The sequence below is a fragment of the Actinomycetospora soli genome (assembly GCF_021026295.1).
Taxonomy (GTDB): Bacteria; Actinomycetota; Actinomycetes; order Mycobacteriales; family Pseudonocardiaceae; genus Actinomycetospora; species Actinomycetospora soli.
In genome coordinates this window covers 174,124-199,522 of sequence record NZ_JAJNDA010000007.1, presented here as the reverse complement: position 1 = coordinate 199,522, position 25,399 = coordinate 174,124, and the positions used below count along the sequence as shown (strand labels likewise).

Annotated in this window: 24 protein-coding genes; 3 read left to right on the top strand and 21 right to left on the bottom strand. The window is 74.2% G+C overall.

Features of this window, described 5'->3' with window-relative positions:
• Positions 1-24: 24 nt before the first annotated feature.
• The 8 genes from LN037_RS13805 to LN037_RS13770 all read right to left on the bottom strand — a co-directional run bounded on the left by LN037_RS13805 (position 25) and on the right by LN037_RS13770 (position 7,744).
• Positions 25-885 (bottom strand): exodeoxyribonuclease III, encoded by an 861-nt coding sequence (locus LN037_RS13805; RefSeq protein WP_443611897.1) that lies wholly within the window; start codon positions 883-885, stop codon positions 25-27.
• 9 nt (positions 886-894) lie between these two features.
• Complete coding sequence (locus LN037_RS13800) at positions 895-1,386, bottom strand: hypothetical protein (protein WP_230753393.1); 492 nt, start codon at positions 1,384-1,386, stop codon at positions 895-897.
• 31 nt (positions 1,387-1,417) lie between these two features.
• A complete protein-coding gene (locus LN037_RS13795; protein ID WP_230753390.1) occupies positions 1,418-1,960 on the bottom strand; it encodes a DUF6790 family protein in 543 nt (180 codons plus the stop codon).
• Positions 1,961-2,045: 85 nt separating this feature from the next.
• Positions 2,046-3,845, bottom strand: coding sequence for a helix-turn-helix domain-containing protein (locus LN037_RS33570; protein ID WP_230753387.1), 1,800 nt, complete (start codon positions 3,843-3,845; stop codon positions 2,046-2,048).
• A 66-nt stretch (positions 3,846-3,911) separates the two neighbouring features.
• Positions 3,912-4,382, bottom strand: a complete 471-nt coding sequence (locus LN037_RS13785; protein WP_230753385.1) for an SRPBCC family protein — start codon at positions 4,380-4,382, stop codon at positions 3,912-3,914.
• Positions 4,383-4,439: 57 nt separating this feature from the next.
• Positions 4,440-4,838: an FKBP-type peptidyl-prolyl cis-trans isomerase gene (locus LN037_RS13780; protein WP_230753381.1), complete on the bottom strand. Its 399-nt coding sequence runs from the start codon at positions 4,836-4,838 to the stop codon at positions 4,440-4,442.
• Positions 4,839-4,861: 23 nt separating this feature from the next.
• Entirely contained in the window at positions 4,862-6,673 is a 1,812-nt protein-coding gene (locus LN037_RS13775) for a thiamine pyrophosphate-requiring protein (protein WP_230753378.1), read from the bottom strand.
• A 30-nt stretch (positions 6,674-6,703) separates the two neighbouring features.
• On the bottom strand, positions 6,704-7,744 hold the full coding sequence (locus tag LN037_RS13770) for a glutathione S-transferase family protein (protein ID WP_230753376.1): 1,041 nt from the start codon (positions 7,742-7,744) through the stop codon (positions 6,704-6,706).
• A 343-nt stretch (positions 7,745-8,087) separates the two neighbouring features.
• On the opposite strand from LN037_RS13770, the gene ppc reads away from it, so the two are divergent.
• Together ppc and LN037_RS13760 are read left to right on the top strand one after the other, a co-directional pair.
• On the top strand, positions 8,088-10,862 hold the full coding sequence (ppc, locus tag LN037_RS13765; protein WP_230753373.1) for a phosphoenolpyruvate carboxylase: 2,775 nt from the start codon (positions 8,088-8,090) through the stop codon (positions 10,860-10,862).
• Between the two features lie 141 nt (positions 10,863-11,003).
• Positions 11,004-12,089, top strand: a complete 1,086-nt coding sequence (locus tag LN037_RS13760; protein WP_230753371.1) for a sodium:calcium antiporter — start codon at positions 11,004-11,006, stop codon at positions 12,087-12,089.
• Positions 12,090-12,156: 67 nt separating this feature from the next.
• Here LN037_RS13760 and pqqE read toward each other — a convergent pair whose 3' ends face one another.
• From pqqE to LN037_RS13715, 9 genes are all read right to left on the bottom strand, one after another.
• Positions 12,157-13,278 (bottom strand): pyrroloquinoline quinone biosynthesis protein PqqE, encoded by a 1,122-nt coding sequence (gene pqqE, locus LN037_RS13755; protein WP_230753369.1) that lies wholly within the window; start codon positions 13,276-13,278, stop codon positions 12,157-12,159.
• Positions 13,271-13,582 carry a pyrroloquinoline quinone biosynthesis peptide chaperone PqqD gene (pqqD, locus tag LN037_RS13750; RefSeq protein WP_230753367.1) on the bottom strand — a complete coding sequence of 104 codons (312 nt, stop codon included), beginning with the start codon at positions 13,580-13,582 and terminating at the stop codon, positions 13,271-13,273. Before pqqD ends, pqqE begins: the two co-directional genes overlap by 8 nt.
• Positions 13,579-14,265, bottom strand: coding sequence for a pyrroloquinoline-quinone synthase PqqC (gene pqqC, locus LN037_RS13745; RefSeq protein ID WP_230753365.1), 687 nt, complete (start codon positions 14,263-14,265; stop codon positions 13,579-13,581). The genes pqqD and pqqC overlap by 4 nt, the downstream gene beginning before the upstream one ends.
• On the bottom strand, positions 14,262-15,149 hold the full coding sequence (gene pqqB / locus LN037_RS13740; RefSeq protein ID WP_230753363.1) for a pyrroloquinoline quinone biosynthesis protein PqqB: 888 nt from the start codon (positions 15,147-15,149) through the stop codon (positions 14,262-14,264). Before pqqB ends, pqqC begins: the two co-directional genes overlap by 4 nt.
• Before the next feature lie 7 nt (positions 15,150-15,156).
• A complete protein-coding gene (locus LN037_RS13735; RefSeq protein ID WP_230753361.1) occupies positions 15,157-15,921 on the bottom strand; it encodes a ribonucleotide-diphosphate reductase subunit beta in 765 nt (254 codons plus the stop codon).
• On the bottom strand, positions 15,918-16,103 hold the full coding sequence (gene rd, locus LN037_RS13730) for a rubredoxin (protein ID WP_343054021.1): 186 nt from the start codon (positions 16,101-16,103) through the stop codon (positions 15,918-15,920). The genes LN037_RS13735 and rd overlap by 4 nt, the downstream gene beginning before the upstream one ends.
• A gap of 91 nt (positions 16,104-16,194) precedes the next feature.
• Positions 16,195-16,275, bottom strand: coding sequence for a pyrroloquinoline quinone precursor peptide PqqA (gene pqqA / locus LN037_RS13725; RefSeq protein WP_230753680.1), 81 nt, complete (start codon positions 16,273-16,275; stop codon positions 16,195-16,197).
• Positions 16,276-16,322: 47 nt separating this feature from the next.
• Positions 16,323-18,011 (bottom strand): PQQ-dependent dehydrogenase, methanol/ethanol family, encoded by a 1,689-nt coding sequence (locus tag LN037_RS13720; RefSeq protein ID WP_230753357.1) that lies wholly within the window; start codon positions 18,009-18,011, stop codon positions 16,323-16,325.
• A gap of 19 nt (positions 18,012-18,030) precedes the next feature.
• Positions 18,031-18,495 carry an MSMEG_3727 family PQQ-associated protein gene (locus LN037_RS13715; protein WP_230753356.1) on the bottom strand — a complete coding sequence of 155 codons (465 nt, stop codon included), beginning with the start codon at positions 18,493-18,495 and terminating at the stop codon, positions 18,031-18,033.
• Positions 18,496-18,934: 439 nt separating this feature from the next.
• Here LN037_RS13715 and LN037_RS13710 point away from each other — a divergent pair, with 439 nt between their 5' ends.
• Complete coding sequence (locus LN037_RS13710) at positions 18,935-19,675, top strand: hypothetical protein (RefSeq protein WP_230753355.1); 741 nt, start codon at positions 18,935-18,937, stop codon at positions 19,673-19,675.
• On the opposite strand, the gene LN037_RS13705 is transcribed toward LN037_RS13710, so the two are convergent.
• The 4 genes from LN037_RS13705 to LN037_RS13690 are packed head-to-tail and all read right to left on the bottom strand — an operon-like array spanning position 19,672 to position 25,350.
• Positions 19,672-22,896, bottom strand: a complete 3,225-nt coding sequence (locus LN037_RS13705) for an ATP-binding protein (RefSeq protein WP_230753353.1) — start codon at positions 22,894-22,896, stop codon at positions 19,672-19,674. The genes LN037_RS13710 and LN037_RS13705 overlap by 4 nt on opposite strands.
• A complete protein-coding gene (locus tag LN037_RS13700; protein ID WP_230753351.1) occupies positions 22,893-24,146 on the bottom strand; it encodes a sensor histidine kinase in 1,254 nt (417 codons plus the stop codon). The genes LN037_RS13705 and LN037_RS13700 overlap by 4 nt, the downstream gene beginning before the upstream one ends.
• On the bottom strand, positions 24,143-24,811 hold the full coding sequence (locus tag LN037_RS13695; protein ID WP_230753346.1) for a response regulator transcription factor: 669 nt from the start codon (positions 24,809-24,811) through the stop codon (positions 24,143-24,145). The genes LN037_RS13700 and LN037_RS13695 overlap by 4 nt, the downstream gene beginning before the upstream one ends.
• Positions 24,802-25,350, bottom strand: a complete 549-nt coding sequence (locus LN037_RS13690; protein WP_230753344.1) for a sensor histidine kinase — start codon at positions 25,348-25,350, stop codon at positions 24,802-24,804. The genes LN037_RS13695 and LN037_RS13690 overlap by 10 nt, the downstream gene beginning before the upstream one ends.
• Positions 25,351-25,399: the final 49 nt, after the last annotated feature.

The window sequence follows — 25,399 nt, the reverse complement described above, 5'->3', positions numbered from 1 at the left end:
TGTCACCCGCCCGGCGCGCAGGCCTCAGGCCTTCTTCCGCCGCGGGGCGCCCTTCTTCGCGCCGAGGGAGGGCGGCGGTACGACCGGGCCGATGTCGCCGTCGGGGGCGGTGTCGAGGTCGACGATCACCGGGGCGTGGTCGGAGGGCCCGGTGCCCTTGCGGGCCTGCCGGTCGACCCACGCGGCCTGCCGACGCTCGGCGATCGGGGCGCCCGCGAGGACGAGGTCGATCCGCATGCCGCGGTCCTGGTGGAAGGCGCCGCCGCGGTAGTCCCAGTAGGTGAAGGCGGGGACGTCGACCCAGCGCTCCCGGACCACGTCGTGCAGCCCGGTCTTCTCGATCGCGGCGAGGGCCTCGCGCTCCGGCGGCGTGACGTGCGTGGACTCGGCGAACACCTCGACGGAGTAGACGTCGAGGTCGGCCGGCGCGATGTTGAAGTCCCCCGCGACGATCGTGCGGTCGGGATCGCCCGCCTCCACCACGTCGCGCAGCACGCCGAGCCACTCCAGCTTGTAGGCGTAGTGCGGGTCGTCGACGGTGCGGCCGTTCGGCACGTAGACGCTGGTCACGCGCATGTCGCCGCACGTCGCGGTGACGGCCCGCGCCTCCTGGTGCGGGTAGCCGGGAGCACCGGGGAGCCCGTTCACCACGTCGTCCAGGCCCACCCGCGACAGCAGGGCCACACCGTTCCAGCGGCCCTCGCCGTAGTGGGCGACCTGGTACCCCCGCTCGGCCAGCGCGGCCCCGAAGGTCTCGTCGAACGCCTCGTCGGAGAGCTTGGTCTCCTGCAGGCACACGACGTCGGGCGCGCGGTCGTCGAGCCAGCCCAGCAGGCGCGGCTCGCGGGCCTTCGCGGAGTTCACGTTCCAGGTCGCCACTCGCACCCCACCACGCTAACGGGCGGCCCCGACGGCGTCCTTCGAGGACTCCCGCGCCCCGAGCGGCTGCGCCCGCCGCCACACGAGTTCGGCCTGGAAGGCGACCATGACGGCGATCATGAGCAGGACCTCGCCGATCCCGCCGTCGTCACTGATCCCCGCGAAGTACGCGAGGGTGCCGAGGGCGAACTTGAGCACGACCATGCCGAGGAACAGGCCGATGGTCAGGGCGGTGCCCTGCGCGTAGACCCGCCCACCCTCCGGCCACACCCGCGTCAGGCGACCGCGGGCGAGTCCCACGACCACCGAGAGCAGGATGCTCGCGCCGAGGAACGTCCAGGCGAGACCGCTGGTCGGCGCGTGGTAGCCGCCGATGGCGATGCCCACGATCCCGTAGATGATCGCGAGCTTGAAGCGGGACGACCCGACGATCTCGTGGCGCTGGGTCTGCTTGTAGATGGCGTAGGCGATCATCGCGACGATGATCAGCCAGGACGTGGCGGGCATCTCGGGCTCCTGACGGCGGGTCGGTGCGGGCTCAGGCCGGCACGCGGGTGGGGGCGGCGCTCTCGTGGGCGCCGGGCGCGGTGTGGCGGGCGGCGGCGCGGCGCGCGGCCCAGGTCGTGATCGCGGCGATCGCGGGCACGAGGAAGCAGGTGGGGATGGCGCCGACGTTGTCGGGCGCGGTGTTGCCGTGCATCAGCCACTGCGTGACGTGCTGGATGCCGTCGAGGTAGAGCTGCACGAAGGCGACGAAGATCGTCGCGCTCATCCAGCCGTCGCGGAAGCGGGTCCACGCGACGGCGAGACCGGCGAGGCCGACGGCGAGGTCGGAGCCGCCGTTCTCCCACTGGAACGGCGACGGGGACCAGCCGATGCTCTCCGCCGCGGCCGCGGCACCGGGTCCCATGTGGACCAGTCCGGCCAGCACGCCGTTCACCCCGAGGCCGACGACCACGAACCAGAGCGCCGTCAGTTCGAGGAGGCGCCGCCCGGTCCGACGTTCGGGAGACCGGTCGAGGATCACGTGGAGTACCAGCCCGCCGAGCAGGACGATCCACATGAACAGGAAGAAGGACATGGCCACCCTTTCGCCGCAGTACGTACGACTCAGCGTGACCGAGATCCATCGCCGGAACATCCGTGCGATGACGTAGACGGAGGGCTCAGCCCGGGTGGTGCCGTGCCGCCGTCGTCGCGAGCTCGACCCGGGTGCGCAGGCCGAGCTTGCGCAGCGCGTTCGAGACGTGGGTCTGCACGGTGCGCGGCGAGATCGCGAGCCGCACGGCCATCTCCGGGCCCGCCACGCCCTCGGCGACGAGTTCGGCGACCCGGCGCTCGGTCGGGGTGAGCGCGTCCCAGCCCTCCGGGGGGCGTCCCCGGCGGCCGCCCGCGCCGAGTCGTACGCCGAGGGCCCGCAGCCGGTTGGCCAGCCGTCGGGACACCCCGTCGGCACCCAGCCGGTCGGCCGTCTCCCGCACGCGGGCCGCCAGGGCGCGGGCCGCGTCCGCGTCGCCGAGACGCGCCGCCAGGCAGGCCGCCTCCTCACGGGCCGTCATCGAGCCCGGGACGTCCCCGGCGCTCTCCAGCGCGTCGACCGCGGCGAGGACGGCGGCCAGGTCGTCCCCGGCGAGCCCGACGACGAGGTCGACGAGCGGCCGGAGCAGCACGCCCTCGGGCGGATCGGCGCGCAGCGCGGCAGCGAGGTCGTCGAGCACGTCGCGCCGGTCGGCGCGCAGGGCGAGGCGGGTCACGTCCGTCGCGGACATCGCGACCGCCGCGATCCGGCCGTCCCGGTGCGCCGCGCGCCACGCATCGTCGGCGCGACGCAGACCGACCTCCGGTGCTCCCCGGGACTCGTCGAGCAGGGCGGCGGCGATCGCGAGCGTGGGGAGGCCGAACTGCTCGGTCAGTCCGGCCGCGCCCTCGAGCGCGGCGGCCGCCGTCGTCGTGTCGCCGCGGTCGAGGTCCAGCCGGGCGCGGCCGGCTACCGCGAGCGAGGTCCACCCGGTCCCGGTGGCCGCCGCGGCGGCCAGGCCGGCGTCGAGTTCGGCCGACGCGTCCGGCCAACGCCCGGCGACCGCGTGCACCCGGGCCGACACGAAGTCGTGGTACGGCCCCAGCCACAGGTGCCCGGCGCGGGCGGCCCGGTCGCGCACGTCGCGGGCGTCGCGTTCGGCGGCCGCGGGCCCCTCGGCGAGCAGGCGGCACCAGGCCGGCCACACCGTCGCCGTCGCGGCCTCGGCCCACGACTCCCCCGCCCGCGCCTCGACGGACGCCACCGCGAGCTCGGTGGCCCGGACGGTCCGGCCGCGCAGGAACGACGCGCTCGCGGCGTTGAGCAGCGCGGTCGGGTCCCCCTCCACCGGGTCGGCGGTGGGCACCGGGCCGTCGCCCGCCAGCAGGTCGACCCACGTGCGCAGGTGGGTCAACCGGTCCTGCTGCTCGCGGGGCAGCGGGAGGGCGAGGACCGCGTCGATCTCGGCCCGCGCGTCGTCCACCCGCGCCGCGCTGATCAGGGTGAAGATCAGGAACGAGCGGATGCGGGCCCGCACGGCCGGGTCCTCGGACGCGGCGAGCTCCCCGCGCGCGACCCGGACCGCCTCGTCGACCCGACCCGCCGCGGCGAGCGTGCCGGCCCGGGACACGGCGTCGGCGCTCTCCAGTGCGGCCGCGTGCGCCGAGTGCAGGAGCGTGCGCAGCGGCCGCGGGATCGCCGCGTACGCCGTCTCCCGGTCCTCGGTGCGGACGAACTCGAGCCGCTCGTCGTCGCGCCAGATCAGCACGTCCGCGTCGACGGCCTCGCGGACCGCGCGCAGCATCGACCCGGCGGGCAGCCCCGACACCGCGGCGAGGTGCTCGACGCTCGCGGCGCCGCCCCAGACCGCCAACGTCGCGATCAGGTCCGCCGCCGGGCCGTCGAGCCCGCGCACGCCGGTCCGGGAGGACCCGTCGTCGGGAAGCACCCCCCGATCCTGACGAGCGGGGAGGAATCCGCCAATGGGGTCACCCGTCGGAGGGAACCCGGACGGTCAGGCCGCGCGGCCCTCGGCGCGCGCCTTCACCGTCGCGAGCGTGCGCGCCATGCCCTCGCGGTTGTGCGACGGGCTGTCCGAGGTGCGGCCCTTGCCGACGAGCGAGGCGATCGCGGTGCGCTTGTCGATCCAACGCTGGGTGACCTTGGTGCCGGAGCCCTCGGGCTCGAGGGTGAAGCTCCAGCGGGCGACGGACTGGCCGACGACGTCGACGTCCCAGCTGATGTGGTGCGCGGGGTCGTACTCGGCGACCGTGCTGGTGGTCGGCCAGCGCAGGAGGCCCTTGCGGTTCCAGCCGATGAACCGGGCACCGGGCCTCGGACCGGTGGCGCCGCCGAGCCACGTGATCGAGTAGCACTCGGGCGAGATCTCGCCGATACGGGCGGGGTCGCCGACGAGCTCCCACACCTTCTCCGGCGGGGCCGCCACGAACTCGCTGACGACGACGTCTGGCGCCTTCTCCGGCACGATCGACCTCCTGGATGCGCGGTGGTACCGGTCGGTAACACCGCGCACCCTAGAGGATCAGTTGACCTTGACGAGGTCCACGACGAACACCAGGTGGGCGTTCGGCGGGATGACCCCGCCCGCGCCCTGCGGGCCGTAGCCCTGGTGCGGCGGCACGACGAGGACGCGGCGCCCGCCCTCGCGCATGCCGGAGATGCCCAGCTTGAACCCGTCGATGACCTGCCCGAGCGGGAACTCGACCGGGGCCCCGCCGCGGCTCCACGACGAGTCGAACTCGCTCGAGTTCGACACGAGCCGGCCCTCGTACTGCACCTGCACGGTGTCGCGGTGCGACGCCTCGGCGCCGCCACCGACGACGAGGTCGGTGATGTCCAGGTCGTTCGGGAGGGTGTCGGGGGTGACCGACGCGCCCGGCGCACGGGTCAGGTCGTCGGCGTTCTCCACGGTGACTGCCATGGCCCCACCGTAGGGGTCGCCGGTCAGTCCTTCGGCGCGAGGCCCAGCAGCGACCGGGCCTTCGCGCCGACGGTCTCCTTCACGCCGTTGGCGATGATCGAGAGCGCGTCGGGGTCGCCGGCGACCTGCGAGCGCGCGGTGTTGAACGCCTGCTGCAGCGTGACGTGCGGCGGGACCAGCGGGATGTCCTTGTCGACCTTCGCGTCGACGACGAACGGCCGGTCCGCGGCGAGGGCGGCGTCCCAGACCGACCCGATGTCGTCGCGGTCGGTCAGGGTGGCCCCGCCCAGCCCGAGCAGCCTCGCCCACTCCGCGTAGGGGACGTCCGGGACGGCCTGCGACTGCGGGTCCGGCGCCTCCCCGAGCATCCCGCGGGTCTCCCACGAGACGTAGGAGAGGTCGTCGTTGGACAGCACCAGCAGGACGAACCGTGGGTCGGCCCAGGTCCGCCAGTAGCGCTGCACCGTGATCAGCTCGTTGACCCCGTTCATCTGCATGGCGCCGTCGCCCACCAGCCCGACGACGGGTCGGTCCGGGTGGGCGGTCTTGGCCGCGATCGCGTACGGCAGCGCCCCGCCCATCGACAGCAACGTGCCCGACAGCGACCCCCGCTGGGTCGGCTTCAGGGTGAGGTCGCGGGCGTACCAGGAGGTGGCGGTGCCGCAGTCCACCGCGATCTGCGCGTCGTCGGGCAGGCGGTCGGAGAGCTCCCGGACGACGAGCTCCGGGTTGAGCTTCGAGGTCCGCTGGTGGGCGCGCTGCTCGGAGTAGTCGTCCCACGAGGCGGTCCACCGCTCGACGTGCGCCCGCCACGACGGGTCGGTCTTGTCCTCGAGCAGCGGCAGGAGGGCCTCGAGGGTCGGCGCCGCGTCGCCGGTGAGGTTGACGTCGGTGTCGTAGCGGATGCCGCAGCGGGACCCGTCGACGTCGATCTGCACCGCGCGCGCCTGGCCGGGCGCCGGGTAGTACTCGGTGTAGGGCATCGTCGAACCGACGATGAGCAGGGTGTCGCACTCGCGCATGAGGTGCCACGAGGCCGTGGTGCCGAGCAGGCCGATCGCGCCGCAGTTCCAGGGTGAGCGCTCGTCGATCACGCCCTTGCCGAGCAGCGCGGTGGAGAGCCCGGCGCCCAGGCGGTTCGCGACCTCGGTCAGCTCGGTCGACGCCCCGAGCGCACCGGCGCCCGCGAGGATCGCGACCTTCTCCCCCGCGTTCAGCACCGCGGCCGCCGCCTCGAGCGCGGCCGGGGCCGGGGCGCCCGGGTCGGAGGAGGGGACGGCGGAGGTCTGGTAGTAGCCGTGCGCGTCCGGCGGCTCCGGGACGGCGCCCTCCTCCAGCACGTCGCTGGGCAGGATGACGACGGCGACGGTGCGGTCGGCCAGGGCGGTGCGGCACGCGCGGTCGACGACGTGGCGCACCTGCGAGGGGTCCTTCACCTCGGCCACGTAGCCCCCGACGTCGGAGAACAACGTGCCGAGGTCGATCTCCTGGTAGTAGCCGCCCGCCTGCGCGGTCTGCGCGGTGTGCCCGAGCAGCGCGACGACGGGCTGGTGGTCGAGCTTGGCGTCGTAGAGCCCGTTGAGCGCGTGGATCGCCCCGGGCCCGCTGGTGACCACGCAGCAGCCGATGGGCGACCCGCCGTACTTGACGTCGGCGCACGCCGCGAACGCGGCGGTCTCCTCGTGCCGGACCTGGACGAACTCGGCGTCGTCCCGTCCGGGCAGGGCGGTGAAGATCCCGCCGATGCCGTCGCCCGGGTAGCCGTAGAAGCGGTGGACGCCCCAGGCCGCGAGGCGGTCGAGGACGTGCTCGGCGACGTTCTTCGGTGCACTCACGGCACACGGCTACCCGGGGCCGACCCGCCCTCACATGTCGATCGGGCCCAGCGGGCGCAACGGGTGCTCCAGCGGCGCGGGGGCGGTGCCCTCCGGCCCGAACGGCGACCCGCCGAGCTCCTCGCGGTGGTGCGGAGTGAGCCAGACCGACGGCTCCGGCCCGAGCGGGACGACCTGCGTCGGGTTGATCGTCGTCTGGACCATGTAGTAGTGCCGCTTGATGTGGTCGAAGTCGACCGTGTCCCCGAAGCCGGGGGTCTGGTAGAGGTCGCGGGCGTAGGCCCAGAGCGCGCCGAACTCGGCGAGCTTCTGCCGGTTGCACTTGAAGTGGGCCTGGTAGACCGCGTCGAACCGGGCGAGCGTGGTGAACAGCCGGATGTCGGCCTCGGTGATGCTCTCGCCCACGAGGTAGCGCTGGTTCTCGAGGCGCTCGTCGAGCTCGTCGAGCCGGGCGAAGAGCGCGGCGTAGGCCTCCTCGTACCGGGTCTGCTTCGTGGCGAAGCCCGCCTTGTAGACCCCGTTGTTCACGTCGTGGAAGACGCCCTCGTTGACCTCGTCGATCTCCTCGCGCAGCGCCTCGGGGTAGAGGTCGGGCGCGCCGGCCCGCTGGTGGGCCCGCCACTGCTGCCCCAGGTCGATCGTGATCTGCGGGTAGTCGTTGGTGACGAGCGCCCCGGAGGCGACGTCGACGACCGCCGGCACGGAGACGCCGTTCTCGGTGCCGTCCTCCGGGTCGCGCGCGAGGTAGGCCTGCTCGAGGTGGGTGTAGCCGAGCACGGGGTCGACGCCGCCCTCGTCGAGCGAGAACCGCCACGACCGGTCGTCCTGCAGCGGATCGGTGATGGCCAGCGAGATCGCGTCCTCCAGCCCCATCAGCCGCCGCACGATCACGGAGCGGTGCGCCCACGGGCAGGCCAGCGAGACGACGAGGCGGTAGCGCCCCGGCTCCGCGGGCCACTCCCCCGGCCCGGAGGGGTTCGCGACGATCCGGTCGGTGAAGCGCGGTCCGCGGCGCTTGAACGAGCCGCTGGAGTCGGCGTAGGCCTTCGTGTTGCCGGCAGTGGTGCTCACGGTGGGGACATTCCCGGCGTGGCCGTCCGCGACGCGCGCGCCTGGCATTCCCGACGACGGCGCGGTCGGCTCGGCGCCCCGTAGACAGATGATCATGTCGAGCGCGACAGACGTCCGTGTCGCGCTCGGCATGATCATCTGCCTAGGCCCCCGGCCTGCGTCACCACCCGGGCCGGCACATCGCGTTGTTCTCGAGGACCACGAGCACGGTCGGCCACGGGTGCCCGGTCATACCGGACATCCCGCCGGGAAGGTGTACGGGAACCGGCTTCCGGGGAACGATGCCCGACGTCCCCCGCTGCCGTGGGCGTCCCGTGACCCCGCCCGCGAGGAGACGCCGTACATGAGCACCGGCCGCCGTTCCGACTCCGTGTCGACCGAGACCAGCGTGTCCTCCGAGTCCGAGCACTCCGCGCTGCGGACCGACATCCGGCGCCTCTCGACCCTGCTCGGGAAGACCCTGGCGCGGCAGAACGGCGAGGACATGCTCGACCTCGTCGAGAAGGTCCGGCACCTCGTCCGCGAGGTGCCCGAGCGCGGCGACACCGGGATCCGGGACCTGCTCGCGTCGCTCGACCCCGGCACCGCCGCCGTCCTCGCGCGGGCCTTCGCCACGTACTTCCACCTGGCCAACGTCGCCGAGCAGACGCACCGGGCGTCGGAGCGGCAGGCGGTGCACGAGGGCGGCGAGGGCCCGATCCACCTGCTCGCCGAGCGGCTGGTCACCGAGGCCGACCCCGACGAGGTCGCGACCGCGCTCTCCCGCCTGCAGCTCAAGCCGACCTTCACCGCCCACCCCACCGAGGCGCAGCGGCAGTCGGTGCTCGGCAAGCTGCGGGCGATCGCGGGCATCCTCGGCGACGGGCTGTCCGAGGACGTGGCCGAGACGAAGCTCGCGCGGCTCGTCGACCTCATGTGGCAGACCGACGAGATCCGCCCCGAGCGGCCGACGGTGCTCGACGAGGCCCGCTCGGTCTCCTACTACCTGGAGCAGCTGGGGCGGCACGCTGTGCCCGAGGTGCTCACCGTGCTCGACGAGGAGCTCGACCGCGTCGGGCTGCACCTGCCCGAGGGTGCCCGCCCGCTCGTGCTCGGCTGCTGGGTCGGCGGCGACCGGGACGGCAACCCGAACGTCACCGCCGACCTCACCCGCGACGCCATGGCGGTCTACGCCGACCGCGGGGTGCGCATCCAGATCGGGCTGATCGAGGAGCTCGTGCAGGAGCTCTCGGTGTCGACGCGGCTGGTGGGCGTGAGCGAGGACCTGCGGCGCAGCCTGGCCCGCGACCGCCGCCACCTGCCCGAGATCCACGACCGCTTCGTCCGGCTCAACGCCGAGGAGCCCTACCGCCTCAAGTGCTCGTACGTGTACGCGCGGCTGGAGAACACCCGGGCCCGCTACCTCGACGGCTCCCCGCACGTGCCCGGCCGGGACTACCTGGGCTCCGCGGAGTACCTCGCCGACCTGGAGGTGATGGACCGCTCGCTGCGCTCCCACCAGGGCGACCGCATCGCCGACGGGATGCTGCGCGACGTCATGCGCACGGCCAACGCGGTGGGTCTGCACCTCGCCTCGGTCGACGTCCGCGAGCACACCAAGCTCCACCACACCGCGCTCGCCGCACTGTTCGACCGGCTCGGGGAGCTGGAGACGCCGTACGGCGAGCTCGACCACGACGGCCGGATCGAGGTGCTGTCCCGCGAGCTCGCCGGGCGCCGGGCGCTGACCCCGCGGCGCAACCGGCAGGACATCGGCGACGACAGCTTCCGGGAGACCCTCGACGTCTTCGACACGATCCGCGAGGTGCAGGAGACCTACGGCGAGGAGGCCCTGCACACCTACGTCATGTCGATGGCCCAGAACGTCGACGACGTCCTCGCGGTGGCGGTGCTCGCCCGCGAGGCGGGGCTGATCGAGCTCGACGTCGACGGCGCCCGCTCGTCGCTCGACATCGTGCCGCTGTTCGAGACCGCGACCGAGCTGAAGATCTCCGGCGACCTGCTCGACGGGATGCTCTCCGACCCGTCGTACCGCGCGATCGTGGCGGCCCGCGGCGACGTGCAGGAGATGATGCTGGGCTACTCGGACTCCAACAAGGGCGCCGGCATCACGACGAGCCAGTGGTCCATCCACACCGCGCAGCGCCAGCTGCGGGACGTCGCGGCCAAGCACGGCGTGCGGCTGCGGCTCTTCCACGGTCGCGGCGGCTCGGTCGGGCGCGGCGGCGGCCCGGCGGGCGAGGCGATCGCGGCCCAGCCGCACGGCGTCGTCGACGCGGTGATGAAGGTGACCGAGCAGGGCGAGGTCATCTCCGACAAGTACTCGCTGCCCTCCCTCGCCGAGGACAACCTCGAGATCATGCTCTCGGCGGTGCTGGAGGCGACGCTGCTGCACCAGACGAGCCGCGTGCCCGCCGACCAGCTGGAGCGCTGGGACGAGGCGATGGACGTCATCAGCGACGCCGCGCAGGAGGCCTACGGCGCGCTGGTCGGCCACGAGGGCCTGCCGAACTTCTTCACCCAGGCGACGCCCGTCGACGAGCTGTCGATGCTCAACGTCGGGTCCCGCCCCGGCAAGCGGCCCGGGGCCGGTGGCGACGCCTCGCTCGACGACCTCCGCGCCATCCCGTGGGTCTTCGGCTGGACCCAGACCCGCATGATCGTCCCCGGCTGGTTCGGGCTGGGCTCGGGGCTGAGAGCCGCCCGGGAGGCGGGCTACGGCGAGGTCATCGACGAGATGCGGGACTGGGCGTTCTTCGCGAACCTGCTCTCCAACGTCGAGATGACGCTGGCCAAGACGGACATGCGGATCGCCGGCTTCTACGTCGCCGAGCTGGTCGACCCCGAGCTGCAGGACGTCTTCGAGATCATCAAGACCGAGCACGCGCTCACGCTGCGCGAGGTCCTCGCCCTCTCCTCCGGCGACGCCCTGGTCGCGAACAACCCGCTGCTGCGTCAGACGCTCGAGGTGCGCGAGAGCTATCTCGAGCCCCTGCACCACCTGCAGGTGCACGCGCTCGCCGAACGCCGCACGGTCGACGAACCGGACCCCGACCTGCAGCGGGCCCTGCTGCTCACGGTCAACGGCATCTCCGCCGGAATGCGCAACACCGGATAGCGCACGACCTTCCGCGCCGATCACCGATGATCGGATCCCCGACTTTCGACCCGTTGATTTCGCCGGTGATGCCGATCACCATCGACCGCGATCACATCGTGGCACTCGACATCGTGGCGATCATTCGGCGGGAGCACCGGTATGGAATCGATCTTGTTGTTCGTGATCGGCATCGCGGTGCTGGTCTTCAGTGCGGAGAAGTTGATCGGCTATCTCGTCGGCGTGGCGAGCCGGTGGACGATCTCGCTGTTCCTGATCGCCGTGATCTTCACCGGGATCGAGTTCGACGACCTCGCGTTCGGGATCGTGCTGAATCTCGAGGACCTGAGCAACGTCGCGCTCGGCACCGTCATCGGGACGACCGTGGCGATGACGGGGATCGTGCTCGCGATCTCCGCCATCGTCGCGCCCTGCGAGGTCGAGGTGCCGCGCAGCTATCTCGTCCTGTTCGTGCTGGCGCCGATCGTGATGCTCGCCTTCGCCCTCACCGGGTTCTTCACCCTGGCGTCCGGGATCGTGCTGCTGGCCGCGTTCGTGGCCTTCGTCGGCTTCGTCGCGTGGCGCGAGTACGCGGCCCGCAAGCCCGTGTTCCGCAACGCCGAGGTCTACGAGCAGCTGGAAAAGGTCGGCGCGGGGGTCGGGGGCGGGGGCGGGTCGACCGCGCTGCGCGACGAGCCGCCGGCCACCCCGGGCCACCACTTCACGCTGCCGGCCGACCTGCGGGTCGACCAGGGCTTCCTCAAGGCCCGCGCGCACTCCCCCGCGGTGGGGCTCGGGCTCGCCGTCCTCGCCCTGGTCGGGCTCGTGATCGGCGCCGTCGCGGCCGGTCAGGCCACCGAGGGCGTGATCGAGACCCTCGGGATCGAGGGGACCGTCTTCGGCGTCACGATCGCGACGCTGGCCCTGTCGCTCGAGGACATCTTCCTCACCGCCGAGCCGCAGCGCCGGGGGGCGCCGGAGATCGCGGTCGCCAACGTCATCGGCAGCGTCGTCTTCTCGGTCACCGGCAAGCTCGGGATCATCCTGCTCACGGGCGGCGCCATCGCGGTCGACGAGGACGTGGTGGCCTGGCACCTGCCCGTGCTCATCGTCATGACGGCGATCGCGGCGGGCTTCCTCGCCACCGGCCGGCTGCGCCGCTGGCACGGGATCGTCCTGCTCGCCCTGTACGTCGCCTACTTCGTCGTCAGCCTGGTGGCCTTCGGCGGCGTGCCGATGGACGACTAGAGGTGCCGAGCGTGTGAGTACTTGTGACGGCGATAGCCGTCACAAGTACTCACGAGGCGAAGCCCCCTCAGGCGTGCGGCCGCGCCACCAGCGGGAGCTCGACCGGACGCGACTCCTCGTTCGCCTCGGCCACGGCGGCCTCGACGATGCCGTGGTCGGGCGCGAGGTGGCAGACCGGGTCGGTGCGGGTGGCGTCGCCGGTGAGGGCGAACGCCTGGCAGCGGCAGCCGCCGAGGTCGATCTCCCGACGCGAGCACGACCGGCACGGGTCCTGCATCCAGTCGGTGCCGCGGTAGGCCGAGAACATCGGCGAGTCCCGCCAGATCCAGGCCAGCGGGTGCTCCCGCACGTTCGCGGCCGGCAGCGGCAGGTCGTGCGCCGCGAGGCAGGGCAGGGCGTTCCCGTTCGGCACGACGACGAGCTGGCGCGCGCCCCAGCCACCCATGCACGGCTTCGGGTAGGTCGCGTAGTAGTCCGGGATCACGTAGATGATCTCCATGCGCCCGCGCAGGCGCTCCTTCGCCTCGCGGACCACCACCTCGGCCGCCGCCAGCTGGTCGCGCGAGGGCAGCAGCGAGGCGCGGTTCACCGCGGCCCAGCCGTAGTACTGGGTGTTCGCGAGCTCGATGCGGTCGGCCTCGAGCTCCTCGGCGGCGGCCAGGACCTCGGCCACCCGGTCGATGTTCTGCCGGTGCAGGACGACGTTGAGCGTGAGCGGCCAGCCCAGCTCCCGCACCCGCCGGGCGGCGTCGATCTTGCGCGCGAACGACGGCGAGCCCGCGATCCGGTCGGACAGCGTCGGCTCGTCGGCCTGCAGCGACACCTGCACGTGGTCGAGCCCGGCGTCGTGCAGCTCGGCCGCCCGCTCGGGGGTGAAGCCGAGCGCACTCGTGACGAGGTTGGTGTAGAGCCCCTGCTCGGAGGCGGTGCGCACGAGGTCGACGAGGTCGCGGCGCAGCAGCGGCTCCCCGCCGGAGAGGTGGCACTGCAGCGCCCCGAGGTCCGCGGCCTCGGTGATCACCCGCTGCCACTCGGCCGTGGTGAGCTCGTCGCGGTAGGCGGCGAGCTCGGTCGGGTTCGAGCAGTAGGCGCAGGCCAGCGGGCACCGGTAGGTCAGCTCCGCGAGCAGGCCGAGAGGCCCCTCCACCGCGGTCGCGCTCCGCTGCGCTGCCCCTTCGACGTCAGTCATGGATCTCCACGTGTCGACGCTCGGCGAGCTTGGTCAGATAGGCGACGACCTGCCCCTCGGGCACGTCGGTGTAGCGCTCCCGCAGGGCGGCCTCGATCTCGGCGACCGTCCGCACCCCGTCGCAGAGCTCGAGGATCGCGGCGCCGGAGCCGTTGAGCTCCACCACGGTCTCGGGCAGCAGGAGCACGTGCCGGTCGCGGGCCCGGTCGTAGCGGAACTTCACCCCGCGCCCGAGACGCGGGACACCCGTCGTCGGGACCGGCAGGGTCGACGGTCCGGCTCCGCTGCGCGCGTCCCCGCTCATCCCGGGTACGCCGCGTCGATCGCGTCCATCATCGACCACAGCACGTCGTTCTTGAACGCCAGCGCGTCGTAGGCGGCCTGCTCGAGCTCCGGGGTCCGGCAGTGCTCGAGCACCACCTCCAGGGCGTGCTCGGAGTCGCGCGGGGCCTGGTGCAGCCGGTTGCGGAAGTACTGCAGGCCGGTCGGGTCGATCCAGGTGTAGTACTTCTCGAACGCCGCGAGCCGGGTCGCCATGAGGTCGGGCGCGAACAGCTCGGTGAGCGACGACGCCACGGCGATCGGCCACGGCTTCGTCCGCGCGAAGGTGATGTAGGCGTCGACCGCGAAGCGCACGCCGGGGCGCAGGTGCACGTGCGAGGTCATCTCGTCGCGCGGCACGCCGCACGCCTCGCCGAGCCGCAGCCAGGCCTCGATCCCGCCCGGGTCGTCCCCGACGCCGTCGTGGTCGGTGATCCGCCGGATCCACCGCCGGCGCACGGTCACGTCCGGGCAGTTCGACAGGATCGCGGCGTCCTTGATCGGGATGGCCTCCTGGTAGGCGAAGCGGTTCGCCACCCACCCGCGGATCTGGGCCGGGGACAGCTCGCCGTCGTTCATGCGCACGTGGAACGGGTGCGCCGCGTGGTAGCGCGAGGCCTGCGAGCGCAGCCGCTCGGTCAACGTCGTCTCCGCCACCGCCGTCATGCCACGATCTCCGTCCCGTCGGTCCCGATCTCCACCCCGGCCTTCCCGACGACGAGGCCCTCCGCGGCCCCGGGCAGGAGGATCGGGTTCGAGTTGTTGACGTGCACCAGCACGATCCGGGGCACGCCGAGGTCGGCGAACGCGTCCAGCGAGCGCTCGAGCGCGACGTGGCCCATGTCGGCGGCGGTCTTGCGGCCCAGCCCGAGCCGGACGAGCTCGTCGTCGTGGAAGCAGGTCCCGTCGACGAGCAGCACGTCCGCGCCCGTGCACGCCGCGCGCAGCGGCGCGAGGTCGGCCACGCCCGGCGCGTACACCACGACGCCGCCGGTCCGGCGGTCGTGGAACCGGTAGCCGACGACGCGGCCCTCCTCCGGACCCGACGTCGGGAACCGCGGGGTCTTGCCCGTCGGCAGGTCGAACGCCGTGTAGGTCAGGTCGTCGGTGAGGGCGTGCTCGACCCCGATCCCCACCCCGACCACCGTGACCGGGCAGTAGGCCTCGAGCGTCGTCAGGAAGCCGGTCCCCTCGCGCAGCACCGCCTCGGAGGCGGCGGTGGCGTGCACGGTCACCCCGGAACCCTCGCGCAGGATGAGCAGGCCCAGCGTGTGGTCGATCTCCGCGTCGGTCAGCAGGATCGCCTCGACCGGGCTCCGTCGCGTGCTGCCCGGGTGCAGGTCGGCAGCCGCCGTGAGCTGCTGGCGGACGTCGGGCGAGGCGTTGACGAGAAATGCACGAGCACCAGCGGGTCCGTCGTCGATGACCGCGACGGACGACTGCGTGCGGGGTTCGACCGTGCCCGCGCGGGCGGCCGCGCAGCCGGCGCAGGAGCAGTTCCACTGCGGGAGCCCGCCACCGGCGGACGACCCGAGGACGCGGACCTTCACGGGGCGGTCACCAGAACTTGATGCCGACGGACTTCAGGCGGCGCTTGTGCAGCTGCTCCACCTTCTCGATGTCCTTGCGGTCGATGAGCTCGCCCCAGGCGTGCGCGGCCTTCATCCCCTGCTGGAGGAGCTCCTCCATCTCGTCGGAGACGACGTCGGCGCTCTGGATCACCCGCGAGCCGAAGCCGATGTGCCAGCGCTCGTCGCGCAGCACCAGCTCCATGCCCTTGTGCACGCCGGGCAGGCTCACCGAGCACCGGTCGAGGGCGGCGAGCAGGGCGTGCTGGCCCGCCGTGAGCACCACGCCCTCGAGGATCATGTGGTAGAGGCTGACCGCCGCGGTGAGGTCCTTCTCCCCGGCGGCGAGGTCGGCGGCGAGGGTGGGCAGGCGCTCCTCGAACAGCTCCAGCAGCTCGGGGCTCACGCGGTCGCGCAGGGTGTCCAGCCGGTCGGCGAGGCTCTCGCCGGGGATGCCGACCACCTCGCCGGCGACGCGGTCGAAGAAGCGGGCGTGCCGGGCCTCGTCGCGCGCCTGGGCCCGGAAGCAGCCGGCCATCTGGTCGTCGGTGCTCGCCCGGTCCTCGAACGAGCCGAGGTGGGTCGCGACCGCCATCTCCCCCACGCAGAAACCGGCGATCAGGCCGAGCACCCGCTCGCGCTCGGAGGCCTCGAGCTCCGGCCACGCCTCGACGTCGCCGGTGAGGTCGATGGCCTTCTCGTCCCACTGCAGCGACTCGGCGAGTTGGACGAAGTGGCCGTACCCGGTGATCATAGGTCGAGATCCTCTCCCGGTTGCACCTCACGGAAATCCGCCTTCTCGGCGCCGCAGATCGGGCACATCCAGTCGTCGGGAATGTCCTCGAAGGGCGTCCCGGGCGGGATGCCGCTGTCGGGGTCACCCTCCTCCGGATCATAGATGAGCCCGCACATCTCGCAGATCCACTTGCTGGCCACGGGCGGCGCACTCATCGGGTTCCCCGTTTCTCGCTCCACACGCCGAGCAGGGGCGCCGGATTTCTCCGACGCCCCTGGCGGCATTACCAGATCAGTCGTCCATCTGGGCGACGTACATCGTCACCTCAGGGGCGACACCGATTTCGGTGAACTCCGGGGTCTCCCACTCCATGTCAGACCTCCCTTCCTCGAATTCGGTCCGTCCATTGTCCCTCGGACTCAGTCCTCGGGCAGTGCGAAACAGAACAGCGCGTCACCCGCGGCGGCGCCGAGCAGGCCGGGCAGGAAGCCCTCGACCCAGCCGCCCCAGCCGGTCGGCACGGCCACGTACTGGCGCCCGTCGACCTCGAAGGTGATCGGGCTCGAGTGGTGGCCGCTGCCGCACTGGAACTGCCAGAGCTTCTCGCCGGTCTGCGCGTCGAGGGCCACGAACTCGCCGCTCGGCGTGCCCTGGAAGACGAGCCCGCCCGCGGTCGACACGTTCGACGCGCACATCGGGTACTCGTGGTTCCAGCGCCACTTCTCCTCGCCGGTCAGCGGGTCGACCGCGCTGACGAAGCCGTAGTGGTCGTCGAGGTCGACGGCCACGCCGGCGCCCCAGTAGGGGATCGACTCCTTGAACTCCCGACGACGGCGGGTGGCGGTCGCGCCGACCTCCTGGACCGGGATGTAGATCAGCCCGGTCTCGGGGTTGTACGACATGTGCGTCCACTCCTTGCCACCGGCCGGGCCGGGCCAGAAGTGGACGGGGACGCCCTCCTCGTCGGGGTAGATCTTCGGCGTCACCTTGCCGTCGGGGCTGATCTCGCCCCAGGTGATGCGGTCGACGAAGGGGAAGACCCGGACGAGCTCGCCGTTGGTGCGGTCGATGACGAAGAAGTAGCCGTTCTTGTCCGCGTGGGCGAGCAGCTTGCGCCCGTCCGGTGCGTCGAAGAGCAGGTTCTCCATCGTCGAGTCGTAGTCCCACAGGTCGTGCGGCGTGAACTGGTAGTGCCACCGGATCTCGCCGGAGTTCACGTCGATCGCCACGACCGAGTCGGTGTAGAGGTTGTCCCCCGGGCGCACGCCGCCGTCGAAGTCCGGCGCCGGGTTGCCCGTGCCCTGGAAGAGCAGCTCGAGCTCGGGGTCGTAGGTCGGGGTGATCCAGCAGTTCGCGCCACCGCGCTGCCAGGCCTCGCCGTCCTCCGGCCAGGTCTCCGAGCCGGGCTCGCCCGGCTTCGGCACGGTGTAGCAGCGCCAGCGCCGCTCGCCGGTCTGGGCGTCGAACGCGTCGAGGTGGCCGCGGACGCCGAACTCGCCGCCGGCGCTGCCCACGACGACCATGTCCTTGACGATCAGCGGGGCGGCCGAGCCGCTCTCGCCGGCCCGGACGTCACCGTTGGTGGTGTCCCAGACCTTCTCGCCCGTCGTCGCGTCGAGCGCGATGAGGTGGGCGTTCAGGGTGTACATGTACACCTTGCCGTGGCCCACGGCGACGCCGCGGTTCACGTTGCCGCAGCACAGCGAGGTGTCGAACGGCGACGCGTGCTTGTAGCGCCACAGCTCCTCGCCGGTCTTCGGGTCGATGGCCCACACCTTGCCGTCGGGGCCGGAGACGTACATGACGCCGTCGACGACGAGCGGGGTGGCCTCGAAGGAGTAGGTGGACGCGCCGGAGTGCATGCCGGTCGACCCCGCCTGGAAGACCCAGGCCGGCACCAGCTTGCGGACGTTGTCCTTGGTGATCTGGTTCAGCGTCGAGTAGCGCTGTCCGTCGTAGGTGCCGTAGTACGTGAGCCAGTTCTCCGGCTCCGACCGGGCACCCTGGATGCGCTCGTAGTCGACGTTGCGCGTCGCGGGCGCCTCGCCCTTGACGTTGGACAGTGTGCGGTGGGCGACGGCCTCGCCGGCGTCGACGTAGTCGGTCATCGTGTGCTCCTCTCGGGTCTCAGGGACGGGGCTGCGCCGGACGGTCGAGCTTGGCCGAGTCCGGCACCTCGCCACCCATGACCAGGGCGGCGGTCAGCCCGCGGCCCTCGTCGTTGCCGGTGGTGGAGCCGTACCAGTAGGCCCCCGGACCGTCGAGGTTCAGCCGCGCCGTGCCCTTCGAGTGGTTGACCAGCCAGATGATCTTGGGGTCACCGTTGTGCGGCAGGAGGGCGCAGTGGGTGTTCTTGTCGTCGTTGATCAACGTGAGCTCGATGTCCCCGCCGTGCGGGAACACGATGATGCTCGGGTCGAAGATCAGCTGGTCCTCGGGGATGCGGACGGTGGCGCGCATGACGCCGTCCTCGCCCTCCTCGGCGTACCCCACGTTGCCGGTGCCGAGCATCCGGCCCAACGTGGTGCGGTTCTGTCCGTCCAGTCCCGCAGCGTGGAGCTCGTCCGCTCGATCGTCTGCCGTGGCCGTCATCGGCCGTCCCCTCCTCGTCACGACTGCATGGATCCCCCGCGCCGGTGGGGCACGACGGGGTGGGCGGCGTCGAGCGGGGGACGGGCCGAGGAAACGGCCCGCCCGGCCGTGTGCCTGCGCAGGGTCCCGGGAAGTGCGCACACGATGCCGCCACGGTCTGATCGACCGTTCGGCCGACGACGTCGGCCGCTGGGCGGCAGGACACGCCACGGACGGCGACGACTGCACATGATCAGTCGCCGAGCGGTGTGTGCTGAGCCACTTCCGACCATAGATACCGCGCCGGTCGACGGCAAGTGGATCGTGGACGGCGCGTCGGATCTCGATCACGGCGAGCCTCTTATCGCCGCCGCGGACAGGCCCTAGAGTCACCCGCGACGGATCGACGCGGACCGTCGACACCCCTGCCGTCGGGAGGGCCGCGGTGCCCAGGTTCGGGATGCCCGAAGCACTGTCACGGCTGACGGCCGAGCACGGCCTCGCCGACTCGGTCGAGCTGAAGACGCTCCTCGCCGGCCCGGCCGGCCCCGTGGCCGAGGTGCTCACCGGGCGCGCCGCGCCCACGTGGAGCACCCGGCGCAGCTACCTCGTCGACACCCCGGCGCTCGACCTGCTGCGCGTCGGGATCGAGGTGCGGCTGCGCCGCCGCGCCCGCGGCCGCTACGACCTGGCCGTGTCCGCCCGCCGGGCGGGCTCGTCGGCGCGCTGCGGCACGCCGCGCGGGGGCCGGGTGGAGCTCGACGTCGTGCCCGGGGGCCTGTGGCTCGACGTCGAGGTGCGCAGCGAGGTCGACCCGCGGGTCGCCACCCGGGTGATCGAGGGGGCGGGGGCGGGCGCCGACCTGCTCTCCCCTGCGCAGCGGGCGTGGGCCTGCCGGGGCGGGGAGGGAGCCGTCGACGAGCGGTGCCTGCGCGACCTGCGGGTGCACGGTCCGCTCGTGGTCAGCCGCGTCAAGGTCGCCGCCTCGCGCTGGGGACTGCGCCGCGCCGACCTGGAGCACTTCCGCTTCCCGAGCGGGCGGGAGCGGGTCGAGCTCTCCACGCACTGCGTGCCGCACGAGGTCGCGGACACCGTGCCCGCCTTCGAGCGGATGCTCGACGAGCGCTCGGTGGTGTGCGCGGCCGCCTACCGGCCCCGCACCGCCGAGTGGCGCGCCGAGCTCGCGGACCGGACGAACTAGCCGCCGTCGGCGAGGGTCCCCAGCACCCCCTCGCACGAGGCCGCGAGCACCGTGGCGGCCTCGCGCACGTCGCGACCGGTCCCGGGGTGCCCGGCGAGCCGCGCCCACGCCGCCCGCTGCTCGCGGGCCAGCCGGGCGAGCTCGACCGGGTCGGTGCCGGCATCCGCCCCGAGCCGCAGCGCGGGGTCGCCGCCGGCGAGCAGGCGGACCGCCGCGTCCCGCCGTCCCGCCGGCAGCACGACCCGGCCGGTGTCGAGGGCGTCGGCGAGCGCGGCCTCGGCGAGCTCGCGGGCGCCGGCCGACCGCACCCGGTCGAGCTCGACGGCGAGCCACCGGGTCCACGGGCGGCCGGGCGCCGCCGCGACGAGCCGGTCGGCCGCGTCGAGGGCCGTCGCCGCCCGGCGGCGCGCCGCCCGCGGTCGGCAGCGGGCCACGAGCACCGTCGCGAGCCGGCCCACGTTGCGGCCCCCGAGCGCGCCCGGCCCCGGCAGGGCCACCCGGACGACGCCGGTGAGCGGGTCCTCGACCGACACCGACACCGCGGGCACGACCCGGGCCGCGACCGACGGGACGTCGGCCAGCCAGTCCGGCACCCGCGTCCCCGTGTCGTCCTCGGCGAGCAGCACCAGGGCGTCGACGAGCTCGTCGGCGGTCAGCGGGCCGAGGGCGGCCCGGGCGGCGAGGTCCACGACGACGGCGGGGCGCTCGACGACCCCGGCGACCGCGGCCGCGACGGCGGCGGCGTCCGCCGGGGTCGGCCCGGTGACGCCGTACCGCCACGGGGCGACGGCCGCGGCCGCGAGGTCGGCCACGGCACCCGCGGCGGGGTCGCCGACCGGGACCTGCTCGACGGCCCGGCGCAGGAGGGTCTGGGTGGCGTCGAAGAGTCCCGACCCGGCGTCGGGCAGCGGGGGCCCGACGGCGGCGCCGGAGGTGCGGGGGCCCGCGGCGAGGCCGGGCACCACGGCGAGCAGTCGGGTGTCGGCGACCTCAGCGGGACCCGCCGCACGCGGCGGGGCGACCGAGGCGACGAGGGCCCGGGCCCCGGCCGCGACCCGCTCCCGGGCGGCGTCCCGCTCCCCCGGGCCGGTCCCGTCGACCAGCGCCGCCACCAGGCCGGTCCGGGCGGCGGCGGGGGCCTCCGGCTCGTCCGCGGTGCGCACGGGGAGCTCGGCGCGGACCGTCGTCCCCTCCCCCGGTGCCGAGGCGACGGAGACGTGCCCGCCGACCCGGGTCAGGCGGGCGTCGAGGTTGCGCAGGCCCCGGCCCGGGCCGTCGTGGCGCACGGTGAACCCCGGGCCCTCGTCGGCGACCTCGAGGCGCAGGACCTCGGGCCGCCCGGTGAGCCGGACGCGCACCAGCGCGCCGCCCGCGTGCTTGCGGGCGTTGTTCACCGCCTCCAGGCAGACGAAGTACGCGGCCTCCTCCACCTCCGGGTCGTACCGGCCGACGCCGTCGGCGGCGAGGGTGACCGCGGGATCGCCCGCGAGGTCGGCCTCGAGGGCGGCGACGAGGCCGAGCCGGGCCACCGCCGCCGAGGAGACGCCGCTCGCGGTCTCGTCGAGCACCGCCGCGGCGGTGTCGAGCTGGTCGACGAGCACGTCGAGGCGGGTCCGGGCCTCGGCGAGCCGGCCCGCGCCGACGAGGTGCTCCACCAGGCCGAGGGTGAGCCGCAGCGAGACCAGGTGGTGCTGGGCACCGTCGTGGAGGTCGCGCTCGAGGCCGCGCCGCTCGGCGTCGGTCTCGGCGACGAGCCGCCGCCGGGCCGCCGCGATCCGCTCGGCGTGCGCGACCCCGGCGCGGAGCTGGCGCTCGAGCTCGATCTCCAGCCGGTGCGCCGCGAGGACCCCGCCGAGGCCGTCGGCGACCTCGGCCACGAGCCGCGTGCGGTCCCCGCCCCCGGCGAGGGCCTCGGCGTCGACGGCGAGCGCGCCGACCTCGCGGCCGCCGTGGTGGACGCCGAACCGGACCTCCTCGTCGCCGGCGCCGGGTTCCCGCCAGGTCAGCACCCGGTCGCGCAGGCCGTCGCGCTGCACCGTCAACCGCACCGCCCGGGCGCCGAGGGCCCGTCCCACGGCCTCGGGCACCGCGTCGAGCGGCGCGTCGCCGCGGGTGGAGGCACCGAGGCGCGCGAGGACCCCGGCCGGGGTGGCCCGGTCGCCGTAGAGGAGGCGCTCGGCGAGCCGGTCGGCCGCCCGGGCGGCGGGCAGCCACGACGCCGCGACGGCGGCGGTGGCCACCACCCAGCCGGTGACCGTCCCGCCGGTCGCCCGGCCCAGCCCCGCGGACACCAGGGTCGCGAGCAGCACGGCGAGCCCGCCGAGCGCGACGACCGTGAGCAGGCCCGCGAGACCGCGGTGCAGCAGCCGCTCCGCCGAGCGGGCCCGCCGGGCCGCCAGCACCGCGAGCGCGACCACGGCCGCGGTGAGCCGCGCGAACCAGAACAGCAGGGCGAGCGGCAGACCGGCGCCCGGTCCGCCGTGCCGGGCGGTGGGGTCGTCGATCGTCAGCCCCGGCCGGTCGAGCAGGGCGAGCACGAGCGTCAGCACCGCGAGCACGAGGGCGGCGCCGAGCGCGGCGACCAGCACGCTCGTGAGCAGCCGGGCCCGGGCGCGGGCCTCCGGGTCCGGGCCGCGGCGCACGGCGGGCCCCACCGCGGCGAGCCCGAGCAGCGGCACCCCGAACCCGAAGAACACGACACAGCTCACGGTGTGCGGGAGCAGGGCCGTCCCGAGCCCCGCGAGGAAGAGCACGGCGGCCACCACCGGCACCAGCACCCGGGACCGTCGCCCTGCGGGCCCGTCGACGACGGTCAGCAGCGCGCCGGCGTACGCTGCCCCCGCGATGCCGTGGAGCAGCACCTGGTGCAGCTCCCCGATCTCCACCCCGGTCACCGCGCGGACCGCGGAGGTGGCGGCGTGCGCCTGCAGGTTGAACGCGCCCGCCGTGCCCACCATCGCGAGGGCGAGCAGCCGGGTCGGCCACGCGGTGCCGCCGAAGCGCAGCAGGACCCCGGCGACGACGAGCGCCACCCCGCTCGCGAGGTAGTCGACGACCGCCTGCCCCGGGGGCTCGTTCAACGCGCCCGGACCGGTCGCGCCCGACACCGCGACGAGCGCACCCACGGCCAGCCACACCAGCGTCATGGCCGTGACGACGCCGAACACGATCCAGTACGCCACCCGCGCCGGCGACCGGCGGACCGGCGCGGCCGTGCTCACCGGGCCTCCGGCGCCAGCTCGACCGGGAGCCGGGCGCGCAGGCCGCCGGCGTCGACGTCGAGCGCCCCGCCGAGCGCCACGAGCCGGTCGGCCTCTGCGGCGAGCCCGGCGGCCACCCTCGCGGGCTCCGGCGCGCCCTCCCCCGGCGGGAACGTGACCTCGACGGTCGCACGGTCGCCCGCCCGGCCCAGCGTCACCTCGAGCGGGGCGTCCCCGGGCACGGCGGCGAGCACCGCGACGGCGGCGTAGTACAGCCCGGACTCCACCTCCCACGGCAACCGGTCGGGCCAGCGGCCGGCGAGGTGGACCGGGCGCGGGAGGTCGGCCACCACCTCCTCCAGCGCGGCGCGCAGGCCCTCGTCACGCAGCACCGCCGGGTGCACCCCGCGAGCGATGACGCGGAAGCGGTCGAGCAGCTCCTCGAGCCGGGACCGGGCGGCGTCCAGGTGGTGGCGGGCCAGGCCGGCGGCCTCGTCGCGGTCGGCGTCGTCGGCGTCCGGGGCCAGGCCGTCGTCGAGCACCTCCCCGGCATCGTCGACGGCGCGCCGCAGCGCGGCGAGCCGCCCGCCGGTGGCCTCCGCCAGCTCGGCCGCGAGCCGCCGCCGCTCCGCCTCCCGCGCGTGGCCCAGCCGGCGCCGGGACTCCTCGGTCTGGCGGGCGAGCTCGGCGACCCGGGCGACCCGGCCGCGGAGCTCCTCGCCGCGGGCCAGGCCGCGGACGAGCAGGGTGGTGGCGTCGGCGACGTCGGCCACCAGCGCCCGGTCGGCCGCCGTCACCGGACGGCCCGGCTTCCCGACGGTGAGCACCGCGCGCAGCTCCGGTCCCGTCGCCCCCGTCGGCCGGTCGAGGACGGGGTGGGCGTGGTCGACGTCGGGGCGCGCGAGCAGCGTCGCGAGGTCCCCGACCCGCTCGCCGGTCCGCCCGACGAGGCCGTCGACGCCCGCCAGCCAGACGTCGGCGTGGAGGGCGCGGGTGCCCTCCCCGAGCACCCGGGCGAGCGCCGGGAGCGACCCGACGTCCCCGGTCGCCGCGGCGAGCACCGCCGACCGTCCGACGTCGGACGACCGACCCGTGCCCGGTCCGGCGAGACCGGTGGCGGCGAGGACGACGGCCGCGAGCGCGACCCCGGCGAACGGCGCGAGCACCGGACCCGCCGGGCCGAGCGCGAGCTCCCCGGCCACCACCGCGAGCAGCAGGCAGATCGCGACGACCCCGGCGACGGCGAGGGCGCGCAGCGCGCCCGGCGTCACGACCGCTCGCCCTGCTGCGACCGCAGGTAGGTGAGCACCGCCAGCACCCGCCGGTTGCTCTCGGTCGCGTCGGCGTGCAGCCCGAACTTGTCGAAGATGCTCGCGATGTGCTTCTCCACGGCCTTGCCGCTGACGAAGAGCTCCCCGGCGATGGCGCCGTTGGAGCGCCCCTCGGCCATCAGCCGGACCACGTCGCGCTCCCGCTCGGAGAGCGCCGCCACGACGTTCGCGCGGTCGGTGCGGGGCTTCTCGACGAGCCGTCGGGCCAGCACCGGCTCGATGACGATCTCGCCCTCGGCGATGCGGGTCAGCGTGTCGGACAGGACGTCGACGCTGCCGACCTTCTCCTTGAGCCGGTAGCCGATCCGCTCGGTGCCGATCTCCAGGATGCGCACGAGGTAGTGCGACTCGGCGTAGTGCGAGAGGAACAGCAGGCCGGTGTCCGGGTGGCTCGCGCGGAGCCGCTCGGCGGTGACGAGCCCGCCGTCGGGCTCGGGGGGCATGCGGATGTCGAGCACCGCCACGTCGACGGGGCGGCCCGCGAGTGCGCGGAGCAGCTCGTCGCCCCCGGGCTCGACGGCGACGACCTCGTGCCCGGCCGCCTCCAGCAGCATGACCAGGCCCTGCCGGAACAGGGCTCCGTCCTCGGCCAGCGCTACCCGCACGGGAACCTCCCGACGATCTCCGCCGCCGTGACCGCGACGTCCCCGCCGAGCGGGCCGGCCTCGTCGGCGAGCACGGCGGCCAGCCCCGGGTCGGCGCCCGCGACCGCGACGACGAGGGTGGCGCCGTCCCGGCGGACGGTGACGGCCAGCGGGCCGCGGGCGGCGGCGAGGACCTCGACGAGCGCGAAGTACGCGGCGCCCTCGGCGGCCGGGCCGCAGCGGTCGTCGGCGACGTCGAGCGCCACGTCGACGCCGGTGGCCCGGGCGCGCTCGGCCAGGGCCGGTCCGAGCCCGGCCTCGTGCAGCAGGGGCGGGTAGATCCCGGCGGCCACGGCGCGCAGCTCGTCGAGGGCCGCGGCCACCTCGTCCTGCAGCGCCTCGATCTGCTCGCGCGGGGCGTCGAGCACCCCCAGGCGCAGGGCGAGGGAGGAGATGCGCACCGCCGCGCCGTCGTGGAGGCGTCGCTCGAGCTGCCGGCGGCGTGTCCAGTGCTCCCGCCGCACGTCCCGACGGCGGGTGGGGCCGTCCGCCGTCGTCATGGTCGCGAGTCTGGGGCGCAAGCGGTGGACCGCGGCAGGGGGCGGATCC